This window comes from candidate division WOR-3 bacterium (genome assembly GCA_013177935.1).
In the GTDB taxonomy this organism is placed as follows: domain Bacteria; phylum Hydrothermota; class Tepidihabitantia; order Tepidihabitantales; family Tepidihabitantaceae; genus Tepidihabitans.
On sequence record JABLXZ010000001.1, the window covers coordinates 566,641 to 588,821 of the forward strand.

A 22,181-nucleotide genomic window follows, 5' to 3' on the forward strand; every position below is an offset into this window, starting at 1 on the left:
ATCACCACTGCACGACAAAATACATTCCTATGCCGACCGCCCCGATTCCCAGTGCAACATTGCGAATCATATCCCAGCGCTCGGTTTCCCGACGGTAACTGATGGCGTCCTCTTTACTTGTTGCCTGCTCGTAAAGTCCATAACTTTTTTCTCCCATTATACTGGCAGCTGCACCACCGGCAAGAAATGCGACGCCAGCAATTAACAAAGGTAACTGCCTTCTTGGTAAACGCTGCAAAGTCTCTCGAACATAAGTCGTTTCCCCGACTTTCACCTCAGCATAACCCAACCAGTCAACATACCCTGGTTTTGAACACATCAACGCATACCGGTCCGGTGCCAACCCAATCAGCAAATTACTCACACCAATCTTCCTGCCATTGGCAAGGACATCAGCACCGGTCGGCTTTGTTTCGACACTGAGAAACCCACGCCCCTTTCCCATTTTCACCAGCACCCCAATCGGTCCTGGACTGTTGACCTCGACCAGTTTTGTTGCATCCTCATAACCGGAATAACGGGCTAAAATTGACCGGGAACCAAATGGCACCTTGGACACAACCAGTCCGGTCTCAGTTGTTTTCCCTTTGTAAACCCCATCAATCCATATCTCAGCACCCACCGGGTCCGATGTAATCACCAGCGTTGCCAATCGGGCGGTGATGTTAAAACTCCCATAATATGCCCGGTATCCAGAATGACGCGCCTCAACCGTATGTTTGCCCGGACTCAAATTTTCCAGTTCCAATGGGGTCGTGCCGCGCTCAACATCGTCAATCCTTACTGTTGCGCCGGAAGGCTGCGAGGTTATCCGAACGCTATTACCGGTAACATCAATCTCCACCCGCAGTGCGGGCAAAGATGGTCTGTATTCAGGCTCAGGTAACTTCGCCCCGCACTTCTTACAGAACTTGGCGTCATCCCGGTTCACCGTACCGCAATTCGGACAAACCTTTTCTGCCCAGGCGATGGTAAATATCAAAAGCAGAAGTAAAACTATTTTCATCAAGTTGTATTTTCTCTTCTCCCTCATCCAATCCTCCTTCAATCTACAAACCGGTAACCACACCGGGTACAGAACTGCGCTCCGGGTTCCCGTCTTGCCCCGCACTCCGGACAGGTTGCCCGCCCTCCTGCCACCTTCAATTTAACCCCGTTCTTCGGCTTCAACCTTGTTCCGGCGCGCGGTTCGGTTCCAATCACCACACCACTACGATACTGGTCGCTGTACTCCCGCACCACAACCACACTGTCCAGACCTGTACTACGGAGTAAATTCCGTGCCTCCGCTTCTGTCATACCCGCCAGTTCCGGGATTGCAACCAGGCCCGTGCTCAACCGTATCCTGACCACGCCGCCCTTCTTCATCTTGGTCCCGGCAGAAGGAGACTGTTCCGCCACCTTACCCAGCGCAAAAGTATCGTCCTTATCTGCACCCAGCTCCACCCGAAAACCGGCTTCCTCCAGTTTCTTTCTCGCTTCTGCCTGATAAGCACCCACAACATCAGGAATTGGCTTACCCTGACCGCCGATAAGTAACCATCCCGCTGCCACCGCAAGAACCAGCCCCAACGGCACAATCCATACTGCTGATGAACGACGTGGTTTTTCCTGGGTAATTGGTCCGGTGGCAACAGCAGGTGCTGTCTTGGGTGGAGGAACGGGCCGCGCCGTTGACATCACCGGCTTTGGTACCGCAGCCGCAGGCTTTGGTTCAGTCGGTCGCGAGGGTGGTGCTGTTTTAACCGCTTCCCGAGGTGGTTGCTCAGGCGGTACTTGAACCGGCTTCTTCTCCGGCTCTTTAGGCACTACCGCTAATAGTGCTTTTCGAAACTCCTGGGCAGTTTGAAACCGCTCCTCCGGCTTCTTGGCTAACGCCTTTAATATAACCTTTTCCAGCTCCGGGGAAATTTCGGCACGAATTGAACGGGGTGCGGGTGGCAACTGCTCGATGTGCGCCTTAATCAAATCCGCCCCTAATTCTGCCTCAAACGGCGGCTTTCCGGTTGCCGCTTCATAAAGGACCACACCCAGTGAATACAGGTCAGCCCGGGCATCAACACTCTTTCGCTGTGCCTTTTCCGGAGCGATGTAACGAGCGGTCCCAACCCGGGACACTCCATAATCAATCAAACGCCACACCCCGTCTTCAACCTGAACAACTTTTTTCGGCTTGATATCCCCATGCAATCGGCCCTGACTGTGTGCATGCGCCAGGTCATCAAGAATTGAAGCAAAAATATGCTCCAGCTCAGGGCTGGAAATCACCCGTCGTTCCGCAAGCAAATCAGCGAGTGTTTGCGCTCGCGCCATTCTATTTACAGGATAACAACAACTTAAGAAATGTCAAGGATTTATCCACCACAGTTATCGCACCGCACCCGGCTCAAAATCGGTGGTTGTCTTTAATAACAGATTGCGCGCCAGCGGCGCATAAGGTGAACCAGGAAATTCAAGAACGATTCGCTCAACGGTCGCCCGAAATCGGCTTTCGTCCCGCAGATTGTCGCGATAAATCTCTGCCTGCTTAAGAAGCGCCCGCGCCGCCCGTTCACTCTTGGGAAATCGAGCAATTAATGAGTCCAGAACCGTCAACGCCTCGCGGTATTTCCCCTCCTGACAGAAAATCTGGGACAGAAGAAAAAAAGCTTCCTGTGCCACCGCATCGTTTTCCCGGGTTAACTCCTGTGCCCGTTTTCGGCTCGCCTCAACCGCACCAGCGTCAAGGTCAAACATCGCCTTTGCCAGTTCTAAACACCTATCGCCGCTCAGTGTCAGCACCCCCAGTTCCAGGGCATCATTTGCCAGCAAACTTTGCGGGAATCGGGCATTAACATCCCGAACCAACACCCGAACCGAGTCAAACTTCCCCTGATAGAAAAGAACCTTCGCCTGCAGAAAAAGCACACTGTCATCCGGTGATTCAACTCTTGCCAGCACCTGACGGGCGCTGTCCAGTTGCCTTAAACCGAGCAGCGATGCTGCCAGCCCTACAAGCGCCCCTTTGTCTTGGGGTCTTTTCTTTAAAACATCACAATACCCTTGCGCCGCACCTTTAAAATCCCGCTTCTCCAGCCGGGCGTACTCCGCATATTCAAACCTTGCCGCAACACTGGTGTCCTTTGCCAGAAGCGCCAGCGCCTCATCAATCCTGCCCATCTTACGCAGAACTCTTGCCGCATCCGCACTCAACCCCTGCTCCTCGTAAATTGCCAGTGCCGCGCGCCATGCCCCTTTCTTTTCACACCCCCGGGCAAAATTTACCCTTTCCAACGGGTTCAAACCTTGCTCGATTATCCGCACTGCACCCAGTTCATCACCCGCACCAATCCTAACCTCAGCCTGCGCCCTTAACCGAATCGACTCGTCCTTGATTTTACTCAAAGCATTCAATACCCCCTTAACCTCACCACTCCTGCCATAACTGTTGAGCCGCTCCAGAAACTTATTAACCCGGCGTGGGTCATAATTAACAATTTCAACCAGCTTTTCGGTCGCGGCAACAAACCTGCCTTGCATCTCATATATCTCCACTAACTTTTCGGCATAATCAACTCGAAACCCATTGCGCCGCAATGCCTCTTCAAGATACTGTCCTGCCCAACCCTTTTCACCACCCCGCAGGACCGTTTCCACCAACTCCATAACCCGTCCGGGCCACTTTTCGAAAAATTGCTGTGCCCGCTCCCGCGCCGCACCTTTTTTCTTTAAACCAAGTAGCGCCTCGATTGTGCCCAGAACCACATCACCGTTATCCGGCAGAACACCTTCCAGCCGCTGTAAAATCGTAAGCAACGAGTCAAACCTTCCCAGTTGCCGGCTCACCCTTACTATGCCCAAAAGCGCCTGCCGGTCCAAAGGGTTTTTCTCAAGTGTTGTTTTGTAAACAGTCCATGCCTGCTCAAACTGCCCAGCCTGTTCCAGCATCTGACCTTTAAGCCCATCCTGGGCAAACAGTGGGGCAGTAAAAATTGTTAGTGCAACTATAAGCAGAAAAAACTTAACCGCCTCCCGCTCTGTCTTCTTTTGCCTCATCGTTCCTCCAGAAGCCGCTCAAAATAGGAACGAATCAACCTCTCGTACTCCCTGGGATAACCCTGCTTTAACGCCCGCAACAACTCTTCGCGCAAAACCTTATTGCGCTCCCCGAAATCGTCAGGAAGTTCGGGCAACACCTCAATCCGATACTCCTTTCCTGTCTCAGCCTGCCGCTCCTCCTTAAAACCTTGCTGGCGCAAACTGCGCTCCGCATCAAGCATCCGGGACAGGATACCTTCCTGACGCTCAATCAACTTTCGGTCAATCTGGAGCTCGCTTAGCGCCCGCTCCACCGCCTTCATCTCCTCAACTAACTGGTCCAGCCTGCCGGTTAAACCGGGTCTTTGTCCGCCCATTGATTGGAGCAACCTCTCCAGTTGTTCGCGTAATGCCGCCTGCTGCGCCAGCAACCTTTGCAACTGCTCCATCTGCCCGGCGCTCAAACCCGAAACCGGTATAGGAATCGGGATACCTGACATTCCGGCATTTATCGCCATCTGTTCCGCGGTCATCTGGGAAAGCTGTTCCAACAAACTCTGTAACCCGCCCTTCATTCCGCCGCCCTGCGCCGCCTGTGCCGCAGCATCAAGCACCATCGAAACTGACCGATTCAAACTCATCCGTGCCTGGGTCATCTGCCCTTTTCCTGTACCAGCGGCACCGGCTGATAGCATCTCCGCCGCACTCTTCATATGGTTGATTACCCGGGCAAGTTGCTGCACCATCTCCGGTGACACGATAAGTGTTTGTGCCCCGAGCGCGGCCAGACTTTCCGCCACCAAACGGGTTGCCTCAAGCAACCCCATCTCCTCCGGGGCAAGGTGCGCCGGATTCGCCTTTTCTGCCAGCCTGTTTTCCAGACCCTCCTGTGCCTGCGACACCTTCAACAAGGCGTCCGACGCCGAAATAAGTTTACGCATCACCTCTTCAGAACGACGGCGCTTTAACCCCTCACTCAACCGCTCCAGATTTTCGGCAAGCTCCTTAAAACCGCGCTCCAGTTTCTCGCTCTTCTGCAGCGCCATTTGCTGCTCGCCCCTGCCCAGTTGACTTTGCAACTCCTGCGCCAATTGCTCTAATCCGTTCTGGGCAATCTTTTCGTTAAGCGCATTCAGTGAATCGGCAATTACCGCCTCCGGTAACTCGGCTGCCAGTTTATTTAACTCGGTCCGCAAACTGTCAAACGACTGATTGATTTTTGCCTGCTTCTGCGCCAGCTCCTCAGAAACACCATTTTTTAGTTCTCGGCTTACATCCTCCTGCGTCTTCTGCAACTCCTTTGCCTGCCGCGCCAGCGCCTCAAGCCGCTCCTCCTCCATTATCCTTTTCAACAGCTCCAGAGCACGCTCAATGTTCTCCTTAAATCTCTCCTGCTCCAGTTGCACCCTTTCCAGCACCTGCCGGACATCAGGCGCCCTTTCCCCTAATTTCTGTGCCAGCTCACCAAGCGCCTTCTGCAACTCCTGGGGCAAAACCCGGGAAAGCAACTCCTGCAACTGCTCCAGCCGCTCGCGGGTCTCCGGGACATAACTCATACCCTGAACCATCTCATCAATCGTTCGGGCAATCTCCTGTTTCAGCGCCTCAACCTGACCGAGCAGTTGCTTCTGCTCCTCCAGCAAACCCTCCAGCCGCTTTTTCTCCTCCCAGGACAACTCCCTTGACCTTTTCAACTCCTCGCCAATGCGCGTCAACTGGGAGTTTAACTCTTCCTGCTTCGCCTCCAGTGGTGTTAGCTCCTCCTGGGTTGTTCGGGTCTTTTCCACCGCCGCTGAATAAATCTCGGTCATTGTTGGAAACCGTATTGAGAACACATCGCTTTTCGTCATTTTCGGACCGGAAATCAGGTCGTTGTCTCTTACCTCAACATAGTAGCGCAGCACCTCTCCGGGCAGGAGTCCGGATGAAGAAAGGTTCCAGACATAGAGCGTCGTATCTTCCCGCTCGCCCGAAAATCTCTTCAGTCGCACCACCTCGTTGATACTGTCCTTGCCGTAATGCAGTGTCAAATCGGTCAGCCCGTAATCGTCAATACTGTTTATTCCTAAAAGCACCTGCATACTCATCGGCAGGTCAATATCCCGTCCTGGTCTAAACACCTTGACAAATGGTGCCTCATCCGGCAGGAGCCGCAACTGTATCCGCGCCACCTTCTGCACCGCTTCACCCTGAACCGGCACTAACTCTATCCCGATTTCACCCTCACCCTGCGCCACAAACTCGGCTCTAATCCGGGTCGGCGTTTTCCGGTCAACCGTCACCATTGTTGTCTCCGAAGCAAAAACCAACCTGCCATCCGCAACTGCTTGACTCGCCTCGCCCTCAAGAACCACTCGCGTCCCTTTCAGAACGATTAACTCCTCACCCCGTACTTCGCTTTCAGGCAGACGGACGTACGCGGGCGGTTGACAGCGCAAAACCATCCGGCGCAAAGTCAAAGGTGCGATTAAGCCCACCCGAAACCAGTCTGAACTCTTACCGAGAACCCGAAACCGATAACTCATCCCCTCGCGCACCGCAAAATCTACCCAATTTCCGGACAGAACGATAGAGCGCTGCGCGCCGTTGTCCTCTCTTATTTCCATCCGCACTCGTTCAAAAACCCCCTCAGGTTGCACGTGAACGGAAAAGGTCACCACATCGCCCGCCATAACCATCGTATCGCCTGGCGCAACCTGAAACTTTACTTCTAATCGGCACGGAGTGAAACCATTTTTCAACCCGACCGCAAACCGTTCGCCCCCCACTGCAATAAACCCGAAAAGTGAACCTAACCAGCCGACCGCATACATCCCACACAAAAATATTCGCCACTTAGAAACCAGACTCTTTTTTGGCCTATCGCGCAACAGCTCCTCAACCTGCGCCACCGCCGCATCGCGCAACTCCATTGAATAACCCTCAACGCCTCCCTGATATCTAAGTAACTCCAGAGCGGCAACAACCCGACCTTTTAACTCCGGAAAAACCCGTTCAAGTTTATATGCTACCGCTTTAATTCTAACTTCTTTAAACCAGTCCCAGACAAAAAAGATGGTTAAGGGCGTCAGGAACAAGAGCACCGCCCAACCCGAAAGGAAAAAAAGGGCACTGAGAACTATCCCCATAGCAGCAACACCGATTGCCAGAAAGAAGGTGGACAGTAAAACATTGACGAGCACCGCCCGCTGCGCCCGGCGTATTTCCTTAATTAAAATAGTACCCTCGCCCCTTGCGGGAGAAAGTAGGGTGAAGGGAAAAATCTTGCGCTTCATTTGCCTCAATTTAAATAGTACCCGCAAACCTCTAAGATTGCAACATCAACAGGGCACGACTCTCTTTATCTCTTTACTGCTCCACTATTAAGAAACAAACCTGCAGTACCGCTCAACTTCCTCAGATTTTACCTTCTCCTTTTAACTTGACTTAACTCGGCGACACCTTAACCTTTTTATACCAGAACACAATGGCAAACCCCGCTTTTCATCTCCAGCAAAAAGCCGAACGCCGAATAACTGTTATCGGGATGGTAGTTAACATTATGCTTGTCATCGGCAAACTTTTTGCCGGTCTTATAAGTAACTCCAGTGCGATAATCGCCGATGGCCTGCACTCCTTTTCCGACCTTGCCAGTGACATTGCGGTGCTCTGGGGTATCCGCGCCGCAAAACAACCTCCGGATTATGACCATCACTACGGACACCATCGTTACGAAGCAATCACCGCCCTTGGCGTCGGCATCCTCCTTATCGGTGCCGCCCTATTCATCGCCTACGAAGCGCTCATCACCATCAGCCAGCGCCACACCGCACTGCGCAACTGGCTACCATTCTACATCGCCCTCGCCTCAATTGTTCTCAAAGAAATACTTTACTGGTTCACTCGTGCCGTTGGCAAACGCTATCACAATCAGGCGCTCATTGCCAACGCCTGGCACCACCGCTCTGATGCCTTCTCCTCTATTGCCGCAGCACTTGGTATCCTTGGTGCCCTTATCGGCGGTGAAAAATGGTCTTTCCTTGACCACCTCACCGCGGTCCTGCTTGCCGCCTTTCTCGTGTACATCGGCATTCGCATCGTCCGGGGTGCGCTCCACAAACTTTCGGACCGTGCTCCAGACCAGCAGACGCTGACAAAAATCCACCAGGCAATTAGCGCTATCCCCGGCGTAAAAAGCTTCCACGCCTTCCGTGCCCGTTCTGCTGGTTCGGGTAACAAAATTGAAATGGATGTTCATGTTCTTGTTGACCCGAATATAACTGTTCAGGCTGGACACGAAATCGCCACCCAGGTCGAGGAGCAAATCAAAATTGCCAACCCTGATGTTACCAGCATCGTTATCCACATTGAACCGGAACAGGAGGACGAAGCAACTTAACCAATCCCCATCACTCTTGCCGGATAAACCTGATGCGCCCGTTTCTCCTAAACTCAGTACCCCACCCGTTTCACTGCCAAAACGCGCACCAACCCGGTAACTATCCCGGGGATTACTCCTGGTCTGCCCTGTGCTTTGTAGTAATGTCTATAATAAAATCGGCTAACCTGTTCATTAATCAAATATTACAAAAATTCTACGCCGCAACCGCGTTCGTTCTCCGTTAAAATTTCGACCTTTAAGGCTCTTACATTAATAGAACCCCTATGCATGTTTCACCATTTTCCCCGACTAATTTATCAATTTATTCTCTTTTCTCAAAACCGCCGGTGCTAAAATCCTTGACCTCTGTTCAGATTGGCTTATCCTAAATAGGTGGTCTTTGTTTACATCGCCGCTGCCCTTGCCCTGATAATAAGCATCGTGGTTCTGTTGCTGTATCTTACCCGCTCCCGGCAACCGGCAAGCGACCTGCATCTGCTCCTCCAGCAGTTTGAGTCGCTCCGCCAGCAACAGATTCAGGCGCTTGACAACAACGCCCAGCTCTTGAATCAGCGTTTAAGTGAAATCAACCGGCTCCTTGCCGAAAACACCGGTCAGATTAACACCCGGCTCGACAATGCGGCGCGTATGGTAAGTGATGTTTCCCGTGCCCTGGGCGAACTGTCTCAGGCATCACAGCAAATTTACGAAATCGGGAAAAACATCGCCTCCTTACAGGAAATTTTGCGCGCCCCTAAACCGCGCGGTGTCCTCGGCGAACTTTTCCTGGGCAACCTGCTTCAGGAGATGGTCCCGAACAACTACGAACTACAATACCGTTTTCGTTCTGGTGTCAAAGTTGATGCGGTGGTCCGGCTTGGTAACCGGCTGGTGCCGATTGATGCCAAATTCCCGCTGGAAAACTTCCAGCGCCTGCTCGCCGCTCCGGACGACACCAGCCGGCGCAGTTTACGAAAACAGTTCCTGAACGACATTAAAAAACATATCGACACCATCGCGGACAAATACATCCTGCCCGATGAAGGGACTTTTGACTTTGCCTTGATGTACATCCCGGCAGAAAATGTGTACTACGAAACAATCGTCGCCAATCCCACCGAAGAAAAAGAGACCATTTTGGATTACGCCTTTTCCCGTCGGGTAATTCCGGTTTCGCCGGGAACCATCTACGCATATCTCCAGACCCTGATTCTTGGTTTGCGCGGGCTGGAAATTGACCGCAAGGCAATTGAAATCCTTGACCACCTCAACCGGCTCCAGGCTGAAATCAGCCGGTTTCGGGAAAAGTTTGAGACCATTGGCTCCCATCTAACCAACGCCCACAACCGTTACGAAGAGGCGGCGCGGGAGCTGGTAAGGTTGACCGAAAAGGTTGCGTTAAACATTGATGAAAAGATTGACACAGGAGGTCAAAAATGAAATTGGTGACCATTGTCCTTTTTACCGCCGTGGCTCTCGCCACCGGTAACTGGCAGCAACTTGGACCGAATGGTGCTGCCATCACCGCTTTAACCCCGGTCCCGGGTTATCCTGATGAACTTTACATTGCGGTCGGCAGCTTCCCCACTCTAATATTTCATACCACCGATGCCGGCCTTTCCTGGGGAACCCCGGAAACCATCCCGGACATCATTACCGCCTTGACCATCAATCCGAACAATATCCAGACTCTTTACGCCGGGGGCAAAACCCGGCGGATTTACAAAAGCACCAACGCCGGAGCAACCTGGCAGGTGGTCGCAAATCTGCCCTCATCGTACGACCTCTGGGTCCAGCAGATTGTGGTCAACCCGTCAAACAGCAACGAACTCTGGGCAGCGGCTGAAACCTATTCCGGTGATTCGATCGGTATCTACTTGCTCAACAGCACCGATGCCGGTGCCACCTGGAACCTCAGCCGGGTCATAAACTCTTTTGAAGCCCGTGCCCGACTCCTTGCCATTAACCCGGCAAACCCGGGAACCGGATTCATTGGCGGCTCAGTTGCCAATCGTGCCCGAGTTTTTTACACCACCGACTATGGTGCCTCCTGGCAGGATAAATCGAGCGGATTAGGCGGTAGATGTGCCTATGCCCTTGCGTTTAGTCCCGCAAACAGTTCAACCGTTATCTGCGCCACCGACACTGGCATCTTCCACTCATTTAATCTTGGGTCAGACTGGACACGCCGGCTCACAGCACCGACCTACGCCATCGCCTTTTCTCCAACATCACCTTACTACGCATATGCTGGCGGCGAAAACCTCGTTTACCGTTCAACCGACCTCGGCTTGACCTGGAACGCCGATACCACCCTTTTTACCGGCACAAACACCCGCTGGCTCGCACCGGTCCGTCCCTTAGAAGTTTATGCGGGTAACTCTTACGGAATTTTTTACTCCACAAACGGCGGTTATGACTGGACCTATCGCACCCCGGGGCTGAAACACCTCCGGGTGTTGACGCTCAACTTCTCTATTCCCGAAACGGTATTCGCCTGTGTTGAAGGGGTCGGTGTAATGAAAACATCCGCCCGCAACCAGAACTGGCAACCGTGGGGCAAAAGATTCCCGGGTTCAGCCTGGATTAAAGATGTTGCGGTCAACCCGCGCCATCCCGACACAATAGTCTGTGTCACCACATTTGACTCACGCCTGCACCGAACGATAAACCGCGGTGACTCCTGGGAAACTCCTCTCATCGCGCAACATTTTGAACCACAGGGCATCGCCTATCATCCAGCCGGTTCGGACACGCTTTATACCTGGGGTGGCAAAAGGGACTCCTCTGCTGGACCTCTCAGATTTGCCATTATGCGTTCCACCGACCAGGGCCAAACCTGGAACACAGTAATGTTGCGCGACCCGGGATTGTGCCTGGGAATGTACTTCTCCCGTAATGCCGACACCATCTTCGCCTTCGGGAAAACCGGTTCCGCACCGGCGCTTTTCCGTTCAATTGACCGGGGCAGAAACTGGACATTGACCAACACCGGTATCACCGGCACTCCGGTCACCGACCTCAAACGGTTTCCCGGAAATGGCGCAATCTGGTTCTGCACCACCCCTGCCGGTGTTTTCAAGTCTGAAAACAACGGACTAACCTGGACCACTATTGGACTCAATGGGACGACCTGCGTCCTTCCTGATACCGCAATTTCAACCCGGGTCTGGGCAGGAACCGACACCCAGGGCGTATTTTACACAACCAACAACGGAATCATCTGGAACCGGGATACACTGGGAATAGCCGGCAGAACAAACTCCTTTATTATGCGTCATCCTGACAACACCAGCGCAGTATACTTAGGCGTTTATGGCTTCAGCCTTGCGGGCAAAAATGTGTTTGGGATAGAAGAGCCTGCATTTATCCCTAAAACAAAACCCGAACTACAGATTTTCCCCACCCCGATAACCAGATATGTCCGGATTGTCGCACCCCGTGATATTATCCGTTTAGAGCTTTACAACGCCACTGGCAGACTGGTTCAAATTATTCCAATTCCCCAAAACCACAGCGGACCGCTTCTCTGGCAGCGTCCGGAAAACCTTGGGGCTGGTGTCTATATGCTAAAAGCCCGGGGAAACAACCAACAAGAGATTGTCAAACTTATTCTCCTGCGCTGATGTAAACTGTTGACAGCAGGGCTTAATTTGGCTAATTTTATTAATAAAAAAAGGAGTTGCACTTGGTCAAAATTCGACTTACGCGTCTGGGTGCTCGTAATAAGCCGGCCTATCGAGTGGTCGCGATTGATTCGCGACGGGCACGCGACAGCAAGTACCTCGAAGCGCTGGGACATTACGACCCGCGCCGGAAAATACTGAAACTTAATCTTGAGCGGGTGGACTACTGGTTATCCAGAGGAGCCCAACCCTCTAATACTGTTGACCGATTAATAAAACGTTATCGGAAAATGGTTCCGGCTTCATCGGTTCCAGAAGAGGGTGGAACCGGTGCTCAACCGGACCTCGTTCCGCCTACAGAACCTACAAACTAACAAAGGAGGTAGTATGAATCTGAAGGAACTCATCGAATACATCGCGAAAGCCCTCGTTGACCATCCAGACCGTGTTGAGGTCAAAGAGATCGCGGGCGAAAAGACGCTGATTTACGAACTGCGTGTTGGTCAGGGCGACCTGGGCAAAGTAATCGGCAAAGAAGGTCGCACCGCCAAATCAATCCGGGCGATTATCTCAGCAGCTGCGATGAAGCAGGGCAAACGGGCGCAACTGGAAATTCTTGAGTAGCCCGCTCCCCTGTTTTCTTCAGCGCTGAGTTAAAAAGAGGACGGAATAAGCCGGTGAAAGTCCATATTGTCACCATTTTCCCGGAGTTTTTCTCGGGACCGTTTGATTGCGGACCCACGAGAATTGCCCGGGAAAAAGGGGTTCTTGAAATCAATCTGGTCAATCCCCGGGACTTTACAACCGATTTGCACCGCACCGTCGACGACTACCCGTTTGGTGGTGGTGCAGGAATGGTGATGAAACCAGAGCCAATATGTGATGCGGTCGAATCGGTGCGTACACCTGACTCCCGGGTAATTTTGCTCTCACCGCAGGGCAAAAGATTTGACCAGGCGATGGCACACCGGCTTAAAGAACTACCTCATATCGTCCTTATCTGCGGACGATATAAAGGGGTAGATGAACGCGTCCGGGTCTTGCTGGTTGACGAAGAGGTGTCAATCGGTGACTATGTCCTTGCTGGTGGAGAAGCCGCGGCGGTGGTGGTCATTGAAGCCATCGCCCGGCTTCTTCCCGGTGCCGTGGGCGATGAAGACTCGGTCGCAACCGACTCTTTTGCCCAGGGCTTGCTTGATGCACCTCTTTACACTCGCCCCCGTGAATTCCGGGGTCTTGCGGTGCCTGAAGTTCTCATTTCCGGTAACCATGCTGCGGTGGCAAAATGGCGCCGCGAACAAGCACTGCTCGCCACCGCGCGACGCCGACCCGATTTGTTAAATAAAGTAACCCTGACCCCGGAAGACCAAGAGTTTCTCCGCAAATCTCTGGGAAAGGAGTTTGTTTATGGCACGGAAGCCGAAAAATGATAACGAGCCGTCGACCACTGCTCAACAGACTGCGCCGGTAACATTACCGGAACCGGGTGACCTGGTTGATGTCCACATCCGGATAAAAGAAGGCGACAAGGAACGTATCCAGGTATTTCGCGGAACGGTCATCGCCGTTCGCGGTAAAGGCGCAGGTAAAACCTTCACCGTACGCCGGGTTAGCCGCGGTGTGGGAATTGAACGCATCTTCCCTATCAACGCCCCGGTGATTGCAAAGGTTGACATCCGCCGAAAGAGCAAGGTCCGCCGGGCAAAGCTGTACTACCTGCGTGAAAAAAGTGGCCGCGAAGCGGCGCTCAAAGAACTTAAGCCCGGTGACAAACCTCGACCAGAAACTGTGGCGCAATAACCACCTTGTCTGTGGTGTTGACGAGGTGGGAAGGGGAGCGCTTGCTGGACCGGTAGTTGCTGCTGCAGTTGTACTATCCCCTGGCACCAGAATCCCCGGCGTTCGTGACTCCAAAATTCTTACCCCAACAACCCGAAAGTATCTGGCGGGTATCATAAAACGCCGCGCCCTTGCCTGGTCAATCGGTGCTGCCGGACATCGCTTTATCGACCGCTACAACATCGCCCAGGCAACATTCTACGCAATGCGCCGGGCGGTAATGCAAGTCCAATCCAAACTCGCCCATTCCGGTAACCCGGCACAACTGCTTGTCATCGCTGATGGCTGGGAAATACCTGATTTGCCCCTCCCCTGTCAGGGCATAATTGATGGCGACAACAAGAGTCTATCCATTGCCAGCGCCTCAATCATCGCCAAAGTGTTTCGCGACGAACTGATGGAAAGTTTTGACCGCCGGTTCCCGGGTTATGGCTTGGCTCAGCACAAAGGCTATGGAACCCCCCAGCACATTCAGGCGATCAAACAACTGGGCATCACCTCAATTCATCGCCGGACCTTCGAACCAATTAAAACCATGATTCAAAACAATTCCAGCCCGTCTTCAGCGATTTATGAACAACCCGGATAAAACCGGTAAAAATTACCAAGAGCTCGGTGCAACCGGCGAACAGATCGCCCGCCGTTTTCTCGCTAATAAAGGTTATCGCATCCTAACAACCAATTATCGCTCCCGGCGCGGCGAAATCGATATTGTATGTCAGGACGGCGACACCATTGTCTTCGTCGAGGTTAAAACCCGCTCTTCCGAAAAGTTCGGTTCACCCGCTGAAGCGGTCACCGCGGTCAAACAACACCGTTTGTTGCGACTTGCCCAGGAGTATCTCATCGGGCACAACCTTGAAAATCGACCGGTCCGGTTTGATGTTCTAACCCTGCTCTGTTCTGCTAACAATATTGAAATCGAACATCTAATTGGAGCATTTTGATGCTTGCCACAGTACTCTCCAGTGCCGTACTTGGGGTTGACGGATATCTCGTTTCAGTAGAAACCGATGTTGCTCCTGGTATTCCGGTCTTCAACATTGTGGGCTTGCCCGACACCGCGGTTAAAGAGTCGCAACATCGAGTCCAAGCGGCAATAAAAAACTCGGGCCTTTTCTTCCCAAACCGACGCATCACCGTCAACCTTGCGCCCGCCGATATTAAGAAAGAAGGTCCCTCTTTTGACCTTCCCATCGCCCTCGGCATCCTTGCTGCATCTGGTGTCATCCCCCCTGCGGCGATTGAAGGCTATGTAATCCTTGGTGAACTTTCCCTTAACGGTTCACTACGCCCGGTTCGCGGAACGGTTGCGATGGCGCTTGCCGCACGGGCGGCAAAAGCAAAAGGGATTCTGGTACCCGAACAAAACGCGGTCGAGGCAGCACTCGTTCCTGACCTACCGGTTTTTCCGCTTAACTCCCTTGTTCAAACCATCAACTTCCTGAAGGGTGCTGACACCATTACCCCGCTGAAAACTGATGCCCTAAAACTTTTTGCCCGGGCAGCGCTATTTGATGTGGACTTTGCCGAAGTTCATGGTCATGCCCATGCCAAACGAGCACTGGAGATTGCTGCGGCGGGCGGACACAATGTGTTAATGCTTGGACCACCGGGCAGTGGTAAAACGATGCTTGCCCGACGCCTGCCCACTATTCTGCCTCCCCTTACCATTGAAGAAGCACTGGAAGCGACTAAAGTCCATTCGGTTGCCGGAACACTGCCCGATGGCATTCCCATCGTTGCGACCCGGCCCTTCCGGGCTCCGCATCACAACATCTCAGAATCGGGCTTGATTGGCGGAGGCGCTATTCCGCGGCCAGGTGAGGTGTCCCTTGCCCATAACGGTGTCCTGTTTCTTGATGAACTACCCGAGTTTCACCGTGATGCCCTGGAAGCGCTCCGTCAACCGCTTGAAGATGGTGAAGTGACCATCGGTCGGGCGCGATCCACAATTACCTTTCCTGCCCGCTTTATGCTGGTCTGTGCGATGAACCCCTGTCCTTGTGGGTTTCTTGGTGACCCACGGCATACCTGCACCTGCACACCCTTGAAAGTTCGCCACTATCGCAGCCGGATTTCTGGTCCACTTCTTGACCGCATCGATATTCACATTGAAGTCCCGGCACTAAAATACTCGGAAATTGCCACGCGCCGCCCGAGCGAAAACTCCGCAGCAATTCGGCAACGGGTTGCACAGGCGCGTGCCATCCAGCAAGAACGGTTCCGCACCCTGAATTTGCGTCGTAAAATATATGCCAACGCCCAGATGACACCAGCCCTTATCAAACGTTTTTGCCCGATAACACCACAGGGCGAAGAGATTCTCCGCGCCGCAATTGACCGTCTTGGTCTTTCCACCCGGGCTTATCACCGGATATTAAAGGTTGCCCGGACAATCGCCGACCTCGAAAACTCGGAAACAATCCAACCCAGTCACCTTACCGAGGCGGTGCAGTATCGAAGTTTTGACCGCAGTGTACTGTAAAAGGAAGGAGGAAAACCAATGGAAAGGAGTCCAATGAAAAAACTCACCGAAAAAATCGTAAATAAGCAGGCAAAGGTGGCGATCATCGGCATCGGCTATGTGGGATTACCGCTGGCATTGGAAATTGCCCGCAGCAACTATGACACCATTGGCATCGATATTGACGAAAACAAAGTGCAGGCGGTAAACCGCGGTGAAAGCTTCATCGGCGATGTTCCGTCCAGCGAACTGGCTGAGGTGGTCAAGGCGGGCAAACTTCGGGCAACAAAAAACTATCAGGTGTGCCGCGATGCTGACATCATCAACATCTGCGTGCCGACCCCTTTTACCGCTTCCAAAGACCCTGATGTCTCATACATCATCGAAGCCGGCAAATCTATTGCCCGCTACCTCAAACCGGGCAAGCTTATCGTCCTCCGCAGCACCACCTATCCGGAAACCACGGAAAAAATCCTTTTGCCCATCCTCGAAGCAACCGGTTTAAAAGTTGGTAAAGATTTCTACCTTTCCTTTGCTCCGGAGCGCATTGACCCCGGCAATCGTGTCTGGACAACCCGCACAACCCCGGTTGTCGTCGGCGGCGTTACCCGAAAATGCACCGAATTGACCGCCCTGTTTTACCGCCAGTTTGTTGATAAAGTGGTGCCGGTATCATCACCGCGCGTCGCCGAGATGTCAAAACTACTCGAAAACATCTTCCGCAGCGTCAACATCGCGCTCGTCAATGAACTCGCCCGAATGTGCGACCGAATGGGCAACATTGACATCTGGGAGGTCATCAATGCCGCGGCAACCAAACCGTTTGGCTTTATGCCCTTTTATCCAGGACCGGGCATTGGGGGGCATTGCATTCTGATTGACCCCTACTACCTTGCCTGGAAGGCGCGGGAGTTTGACTTTCACTCCAACTTCATCGAACTAGCAGCTGAGACTAATGAAGCGATGCCCTTCTTCGTCGTTGACCGGCTGTTCGAAATTCTCGGCACAAACGGCGTGGCGGCGAAAAAGGCAAAACTTCTAATACTTGGTGCCGCGTTTAAACGCAATGTTGAGGACACCCGGCACTCACCGGCAATCAAGGTAATGGAACTCCTTCAAGACAAAGTTCAGAAAATTGACTACATCGACCCTTATGTACCGGAGATTCAAATCAACGGCAAAAAGTTCCGGGCGAAACCGCTGACCCCGGCAATAATCCGGCAGGCAGACTGTGTTTTGATTCTCACCGACCACTCCTGTTTCGACTACGACCTGATTCTCAAAGAGAGTAAACTGATTCTTGATACCCGCAATGCGATACACCGCCGCGGGATAAAAAAACTTTACACTCTTGGCTATCGCCGGCAGTAGCCTAACATCCTTTCAGCCACTGTCGGACAGAATCGATTATTCTGGGTAAGGCGGTTTCAACCGGAGCAGAAAGTCCTTCACCTGACGCCACTCTTCCCGGTTGAACCCCCAACAACCAGACCCGAGCACCACAGGTCTCTGTTATCAACCTTGCCAGCATATTCAAAGGCAGCGTATGAGTCGAAAAACCTTTAAAATCCAACCGGTCAAGCTCTTCCGCCGCGAAAATCCTGAACTCTCCCGCTATTGCGCCAAAATCGCAGGCATCGACTAAAAGCACCCGTTCAGGGTTCGCTCGCTCTATTACACCAAGAAAATTCTCAGGAACGGTACCGGCATCAACCGCCCGCACCCCCTGTTCCTGCAAAAGATGGGCAACCCGACAGCCAACACCATCGTCACCCCGCCATTGATTACCGACCCCAACCACCATAACACCGCACTTTGTGTCTTCCATCCCTGACGCTTTGTCCTTGCCTTTACTCAAATGATTTACTTCTTCCTTCGCTGCGCCCGCTCCTTCAATCCCTTCGCCTCCCGCACATAATTCCGCAACCAGGGCACCCGATTTTGGAAACCCTCCCAGGCGATAATCCGTTCACTGTACACACGCACACTATCCGGCTGATTCAACTTCTCCCAGGCATAAGCCATCTTCAACCAGTTTTCGGCAAGTCCGTAGCGATTGTCGGGAAACTGCTTGCGAATGTCCGCCTCCAACCCTCTGGCTACCACAATTGCGTCCTGACATCGGTTCATATCAAGATACACATCCCGCAACAAACGGCGCGCGGCGCGATTATCAGGATACCGTGCAAGAAGCCGCTCACAGCACTTTACCGCGCAGGTATAAAGTTTATCCTCCTTCATCATAAAACCTAATAGGAACTCTGCCATCGGAACCATCAAAACGCCTTTGCGCTGCGCCTCTTTTACCAGCTCATAAGCCCGTTCTCGAGAACCAATCAACCCCAGACCAAAACAGTACCGGTCAGCGGTTGCTTTAAAATATTCAATTACCCCTAACCCGAACCGTGCATCTGCCAGCTCAGGCTCCAATTCCAGCGCCCGTTGCAAACGACCCGGCACCTTGAGCATCGTTATAAATGCCGGCAACTTCCTGTTTTGCCAGCTCAAACAATTTGCCCGATTCAGTTCAGTCAACCCCCAGTACAACCACGCCCGGGCATCGTGCGGTGAACTTTCCAGCCTCTTCCGGCACAACGCTACCACCCGGTCACTTGTCCGATAAAAAGAGTCTAAAAGCCCGGCATTTCCTGAATCGTAGATGAGCATCTGCAAAAGACACGCCTGCCAGAACAGTCCTGCCGGGTCATCCTTGTTCTGACATATTAAACCGCTTACTCTTTGTTGCGCCTCTTGATAATTTTGTAGATAGCACAGATCGCGCGCCCGGATTACCTCATCATCCCCCGCCATTGCCTGCTTAACTGGCGCCGTTGCCACAAAGAACAGCAACAACAACACCGTCAACTTCCCTCTCCCCTTGCGGGAGAGGGTCAGGGTGAAGGTGTTTGCTACAGAAAACAGCACCTACAACTCCGTCAACCGCTTATAAGACAATTGCCGGCGTAAGCACCAGTCCATAACTCACCTAAATCCGCCTGTAGCTACTCCCGCCTCGTGGCAACAACCTCAATTTCAACCAGTGCGCCCTTAGGCAGTGCTCCGACCTCAACTGTTGACCTTGCTGGAAACGGCTCCTTGAAAAAGCGGGCATAAATCTCATTCACCCTAACAAAATCTTTCATATTGGTGATAAAAACCGTTGCCTTAATAACCTGGTCCAACCCACTACCCGCCTTTTCAAGCACCACCTTCAGATTCTTAAAAATCTGTTCGGTTTGCTGCTCCAGCCCTTCAACCAGCAACCCGGTTTTAGGGTCAATGCCAATCTGCCCGGAACACCACACCAGTGAGCCAGCAATTACCGCCTGACTGTAAGGGCCCACCGGCTTTGGTGCCTGGTCACTGAACACCGCTTCTTTCATATCTTCTCCTTTCTTAACACCCGTAATAAAGGTTAAACTCCCAGGGATGAGGTCTTCTTTCTATCGCCTCGACCTCCCGCATCTTCAAACCAATCCACTTCTCAATCGTCTCTTTTTGAAATACCCCTGGTTCAACTAAATAACTATTGTCCCGCTCCAGCTCCCTTAAAGCCTCTGCCAGCGAAGTGGGAACTGGTTTACCGCGCGAACGCATCTCCTTTGTTCCACCCCGCCCGGAAACAGGTAGACCCGGGTCAATCTGCTTCTTTACCCCATCCAGCCCCGCGAGCAGTATTGCTGCCAGTGCCAGATAAGGGTTTGCGCTCGCGTCTGGCACCCGAAACTCAATTGCCATCTTCCTTGTTCCTCTTATGTAGCCGGGAATCCGAATCGCAGCGGTCCGATTGGCAATCCCGAAAAACGCCTCGGTTGGTGCTTCATAACCCGGAACTAACCGCCGATATGAATTTGTGCTGGCATTCGTCAGGGCGCAAAGCGAACGGAGATGTTCAATTATCCCCCCGATAAAATAAAGCGCCAATTGTGACAACCCGGTTGAACTCTTACCATCACCAAAAAGTGAAACTCCGTCACGGCAAAGATACAGATGGATATGCATCCCAGAACCTGGCTCATTGTAGATTGGCTTCGGCATAAATGTTGCGCTCTTTCCCTGCCGGAAAGCCAGATTACGCACCAGATACTTCGTCAAAATCACACCGTCCCCGGCTTTGAACGCCGGCATAAAAACCGGCTCCACCTCCACCTGTGAAAACCTCCCACCCTCATGATGGTGATACTTTACCTCAATCCCACAACTCGCCATCAAGCCCGCCAGTTCCGAACGAAAATCGCTACTCCGGTCAAATGGGGGCGCAACCTCATAGGCGCTGCCCTTAAAAAGTGCCACCCCGGTCTGGTCATCGTGCTTTAACTCATCGGTCTCAATCTTGTAAGTAGCCGATGTTTCATCGGTCCAGAACTCTGCTGAATTAAAAAGGTAGAACTCAAACTCGGGCCGAACCATCACATCATCGCAACCAACCGCATCCTTGATAACCGCCACCGCCTTCTCGAGAATAAATCGCGGGTCATTTCCATAACGCTCGCCGGTTTCGGCGTCGTAAATTTCGGCGAAACAGGAGACCGTCGGCTCTGCGGCAAAAGGCTCAACAAACGCAGAATTCAGGTCCGGCTTCAAAATCATATCGCTCCCCTCAACCTTTCCGAATCCGGCAACCGAAGAACTGTCAAAACCGACCCCGCTCTCCACTATCTCTTCAAACCGTTCTATTGGCAGGGTGATATGACGCAATCTGCCCCACAGGTCACAATACTTTAAATCAAAAAACTTAACCTTCTGTTCACCGACCACATCTTTGATCCTTTTCATAGATGTAAGATTGCCACAAATTCAGTTTCTGTCAACCACTGCCACCTCCTATTTGACATCCGATAGCAGAAAAATACAATCCCCAATGAGGCAAATGTGCCTTTGAGACTCCCTTACTTAGGCGAAATACTGGCGCTGCTCAGCGCCCTTTTCTGGGCATTCGCTGTCATTTTGTTCAAAAAAAGTGGCGAAACCCGACACCCCCTGACCCTCAACATATTCAAAAACCTCCTTGCCACCATTCTTCTTATCCCCACCATCGTTCTTTTCCGTGAACCATTACTTCCCCGATTATCGCTTCACGATTATGTCTGTTTTATTGCCAGCGGTATTCTCGGAATGGCAATTGGTGACACCCTATTCTTCGCCAGCCTGAACCGAATCGGCGCCAGCCTCTCAGCAATCGTCAGTTATATGTATAGCCCGGCACTCGTAATTTTATCCATTTTGCTTCTCAAGGAAACCCTATCCCCATTCCAGTTCATCGGTATCTTTTTGATACTTGCTGCACTTTTAACCGCCACCCGCATTGAACTACCCCAAAACCTCACCCGTGGCCGCCTGTTAACCGGCGTCCTTCTCGGTGTTCTTTCAACCCTTGCCACCGCAATCGGCGTTATCATCATCAAACCGCTTCTTGCCCAAAACTCCATACTCTGGGTAACACTAATTCGCCTTTTTGCTGCACTCATCAGCCTTTTCATCATTACCCTCCTCCTTCCCCAACGCCGGGTACTGCTTTCTTCCCTGTTTATCCGCAAAGGCATTGGCTATCCGATTCTTGCTACTGTCCTGGGCATCTACCTTGCCCTAACGGTGTGGCTGGGTGGCATGAAATTCACCCGGGTATCAATTGCCGCACCCTTAAATCAGCTCAGCAACATCTTTATCTTTATCCTCGCTGCGCTTCTGCTAAAAGAACCAATCACCTTAAGAAAAATCGGCGCCATCGTCATCGCCTTCGCAGGCGCACTTCTTGTTGTGTTCGCATAAACATACCCAGTTAGCCGGGAAATAACCCTGACAGATACACCAGACACAAACCCGGTAAACACCTTCTCTAAAATTACAGAAACCACTTCTCCGAAACGGGCTT

At 52.3% G+C, this 22,181-nt stretch carries 20 protein-coding genes; 12 read left to right on the forward strand and 8 right to left on the reverse strand.

The genetic code is table 11. The features are described 5' to 3' along the window. Position 1: 1 nt before the first annotated feature. The 4 genes from HPY86_02620 to HPY86_02635 are packed head-to-tail and all read right to left on the reverse strand — an operon-like array spanning position 2 to position 7,292. Positions 2 to 1,033: a PEGA domain-containing protein gene (locus HPY86_02620; protein ID NPV13808.1), complete on the reverse strand. Its 1,032-nt coding sequence runs from the start codon at positions 1,031 to 1,033 to the stop codon at positions 2 to 4. Positions 1,034 to 1,044: 11 nt separating this feature from the next. After that, positions 1,045 to 2,313 carry a PASTA domain-containing protein gene (locus HPY86_02625; protein ID NPV13809.1) on the reverse strand — a complete coding sequence of 423 codons (1,269 nt, stop codon included), beginning with the start codon at positions 2,311 to 2,313 and terminating at the stop codon, positions 1,045 to 1,047. A 54-nt stretch (positions 2,314 to 2,367) separates the two neighbouring features. Beyond that, positions 2,368 to 4,035, reverse strand: coding sequence for a tetratricopeptide repeat protein (locus tag HPY86_02630; GenBank protein ID NPV13810.1), 1,668 nt, complete (start codon positions 4,033 to 4,035; stop codon positions 2,368 to 2,370). Continuing rightward, positions 4,032 to 7,292: a hypothetical protein gene (locus tag HPY86_02635; GenBank protein NPV13811.1), complete on the reverse strand. Its 3,261-nt coding sequence runs from the start codon at positions 7,290 to 7,292 to the stop codon at positions 4,032 to 4,034. The genes HPY86_02630 and HPY86_02635 overlap by 4 nt, the downstream gene beginning before the upstream one ends. A gap of 191 nt (positions 7,293 to 7,483) precedes the next feature. Here HPY86_02635 and HPY86_02640 point away from each other — a divergent pair, with 191 nt between their 5' ends. The 11 genes from HPY86_02640 (at position 7,484) to HPY86_02690 (ending at position 17,680) form a co-directional block, all read left to right on the forward strand. Then, positions 7,484 to 8,395, forward strand: a complete 912-nt coding sequence (locus HPY86_02640; protein NPV13812.1) for a cation transporter — start codon at positions 7,484 to 7,486, stop codon at positions 8,393 to 8,395. 375 nt (positions 8,396 to 8,770) lie between these two features. Further along, positions 8,771 to 9,817: a DNA recombination protein RmuC gene (locus HPY86_02645; GenBank protein NPV13813.1), complete on the forward strand. Its 1,047-nt coding sequence runs from the start codon at positions 8,771 to 8,773 to the stop codon at positions 9,815 to 9,817. After that, positions 9,814 to 12,003, forward strand: coding sequence for a T9SS type A sorting domain-containing protein (locus HPY86_02650; GenBank protein ID NPV13814.1), 2,190 nt, complete (start codon positions 9,814 to 9,816; stop codon positions 12,001 to 12,003). Before HPY86_02645 ends, HPY86_02650 begins: the two co-directional genes overlap by 4 nt. Before the next feature lie 62 nt (positions 12,004 to 12,065). Next, entirely contained in the window at positions 12,066 to 12,377 is a 312-nt protein-coding gene (gene rpsP / locus HPY86_02655; GenBank protein NPV13815.1) for a 30S ribosomal protein S16, read from the forward strand. 19 nt (positions 12,378 to 12,396) lie between these two features. After that, positions 12,397 to 12,627 carry a KH domain-containing protein gene (locus tag HPY86_02660; protein NPV13816.1) on the forward strand — a complete coding sequence of 77 codons (231 nt, stop codon included), beginning with the start codon at positions 12,397 to 12,399 and terminating at the stop codon, positions 12,625 to 12,627. 53 nt (positions 12,628 to 12,680) lie between these two features. After that, positions 12,681 to 13,433: a tRNA (guanosine(37)-N1)-methyltransferase TrmD gene (gene trmD, locus HPY86_02665; GenBank protein NPV13817.1), complete on the forward strand. Its 753-nt coding sequence runs from the start codon at positions 12,681 to 12,683 to the stop codon at positions 13,431 to 13,433. Continuing rightward, entirely contained in the window at positions 13,411 to 13,803 is a 393-nt protein-coding gene (gene rplS / locus HPY86_02670; protein ID NPV13818.1) for a 50S ribosomal protein L19, read from the forward strand. Before trmD ends, rplS begins: the two co-directional genes overlap by 23 nt. Next, a complete protein-coding gene (locus HPY86_02675) occupies positions 13,724 to 14,431 on the forward strand; it encodes a ribonuclease HII (GenBank protein NPV13819.1) in 708 nt (235 codons plus the stop codon). Before rplS ends, HPY86_02675 begins: the two co-directional genes overlap by 80 nt. After that, positions 14,415 to 14,789 carry a YraN family protein gene (locus HPY86_02680; protein ID NPV13820.1) on the forward strand — a complete coding sequence of 125 codons (375 nt, stop codon included), beginning with the start codon at positions 14,415 to 14,417 and terminating at the stop codon, positions 14,787 to 14,789. Before HPY86_02675 ends, HPY86_02680 begins: the two co-directional genes overlap by 17 nt. Then, positions 14,789 to 16,330, forward strand: a complete 1,542-nt coding sequence (locus HPY86_02685; protein NPV13821.1) for a YifB family Mg chelatase-like AAA ATPase — start codon at positions 14,789 to 14,791, stop codon at positions 16,328 to 16,330. The genes HPY86_02680 and HPY86_02685 overlap by 1 nt, the downstream gene beginning before the upstream one ends. An 18-nt stretch (positions 16,331 to 16,348) precedes the next feature. Next, the gene (locus HPY86_02690) at positions 16,349 to 17,680 is read left to right on the forward strand and encodes a nucleotide sugar dehydrogenase (GenBank protein ID NPV13822.1); all 1,332 of its coding nucleotides are present in this window, start codon (positions 16,349 to 16,351) and stop codon (positions 17,678 to 17,680) included. Between the two features lies 1 nt (position 17,681). Here the strand turns inward: HPY86_02690 and HPY86_02695 are convergent, their stop codons facing one another. The 4 genes from HPY86_02695 to glnA form a co-directional block, all read right to left on the reverse strand. Continuing rightward, entirely contained in the window at positions 17,682 to 18,167 is a 486-nt protein-coding gene (locus HPY86_02695) for a hydrogenase 3 maturation endopeptidase HyCI (protein NPV13823.1), read from the reverse strand. Between the two features lie 5 nt (positions 18,168 to 18,172). Next, positions 18,173 to 19,234: a hypothetical protein gene (locus HPY86_02700; GenBank protein NPV13824.1), complete on the reverse strand. Its 1,062-nt coding sequence runs from the start codon at positions 19,232 to 19,234 to the stop codon at positions 18,173 to 18,175. Positions 19,235 to 19,311: 77 nt separating this feature from the next. Next, positions 19,312 to 19,692, reverse strand: a complete 381-nt coding sequence (locus tag HPY86_02705) for a RidA family protein (protein ID NPV13825.1) — start codon at positions 19,690 to 19,692, stop codon at positions 19,312 to 19,314. 13 nt (positions 19,693 to 19,705) lie between these two features. Continuing rightward, entirely contained in the window at positions 19,706 to 21,085 is a 1,380-nt protein-coding gene (gene glnA, locus HPY86_02710) for a type I glutamate--ammonia ligase (GenBank protein NPV13826.1), read from the reverse strand. 96 nt (positions 21,086 to 21,181) lie between these two features. Between glnA and HPY86_02715 the strand changes: the two genes are divergently transcribed. Beyond that, the gene (locus tag HPY86_02715; GenBank protein ID NPV13827.1) at positions 21,182 to 22,078 is read left to right on the forward strand and encodes a DMT family transporter; all 897 of its coding nucleotides are present in this window, start codon (positions 21,182 to 21,184) and stop codon (positions 22,076 to 22,078) included. Positions 22,079 to 22,181: the final 103 nt, after the last annotated feature.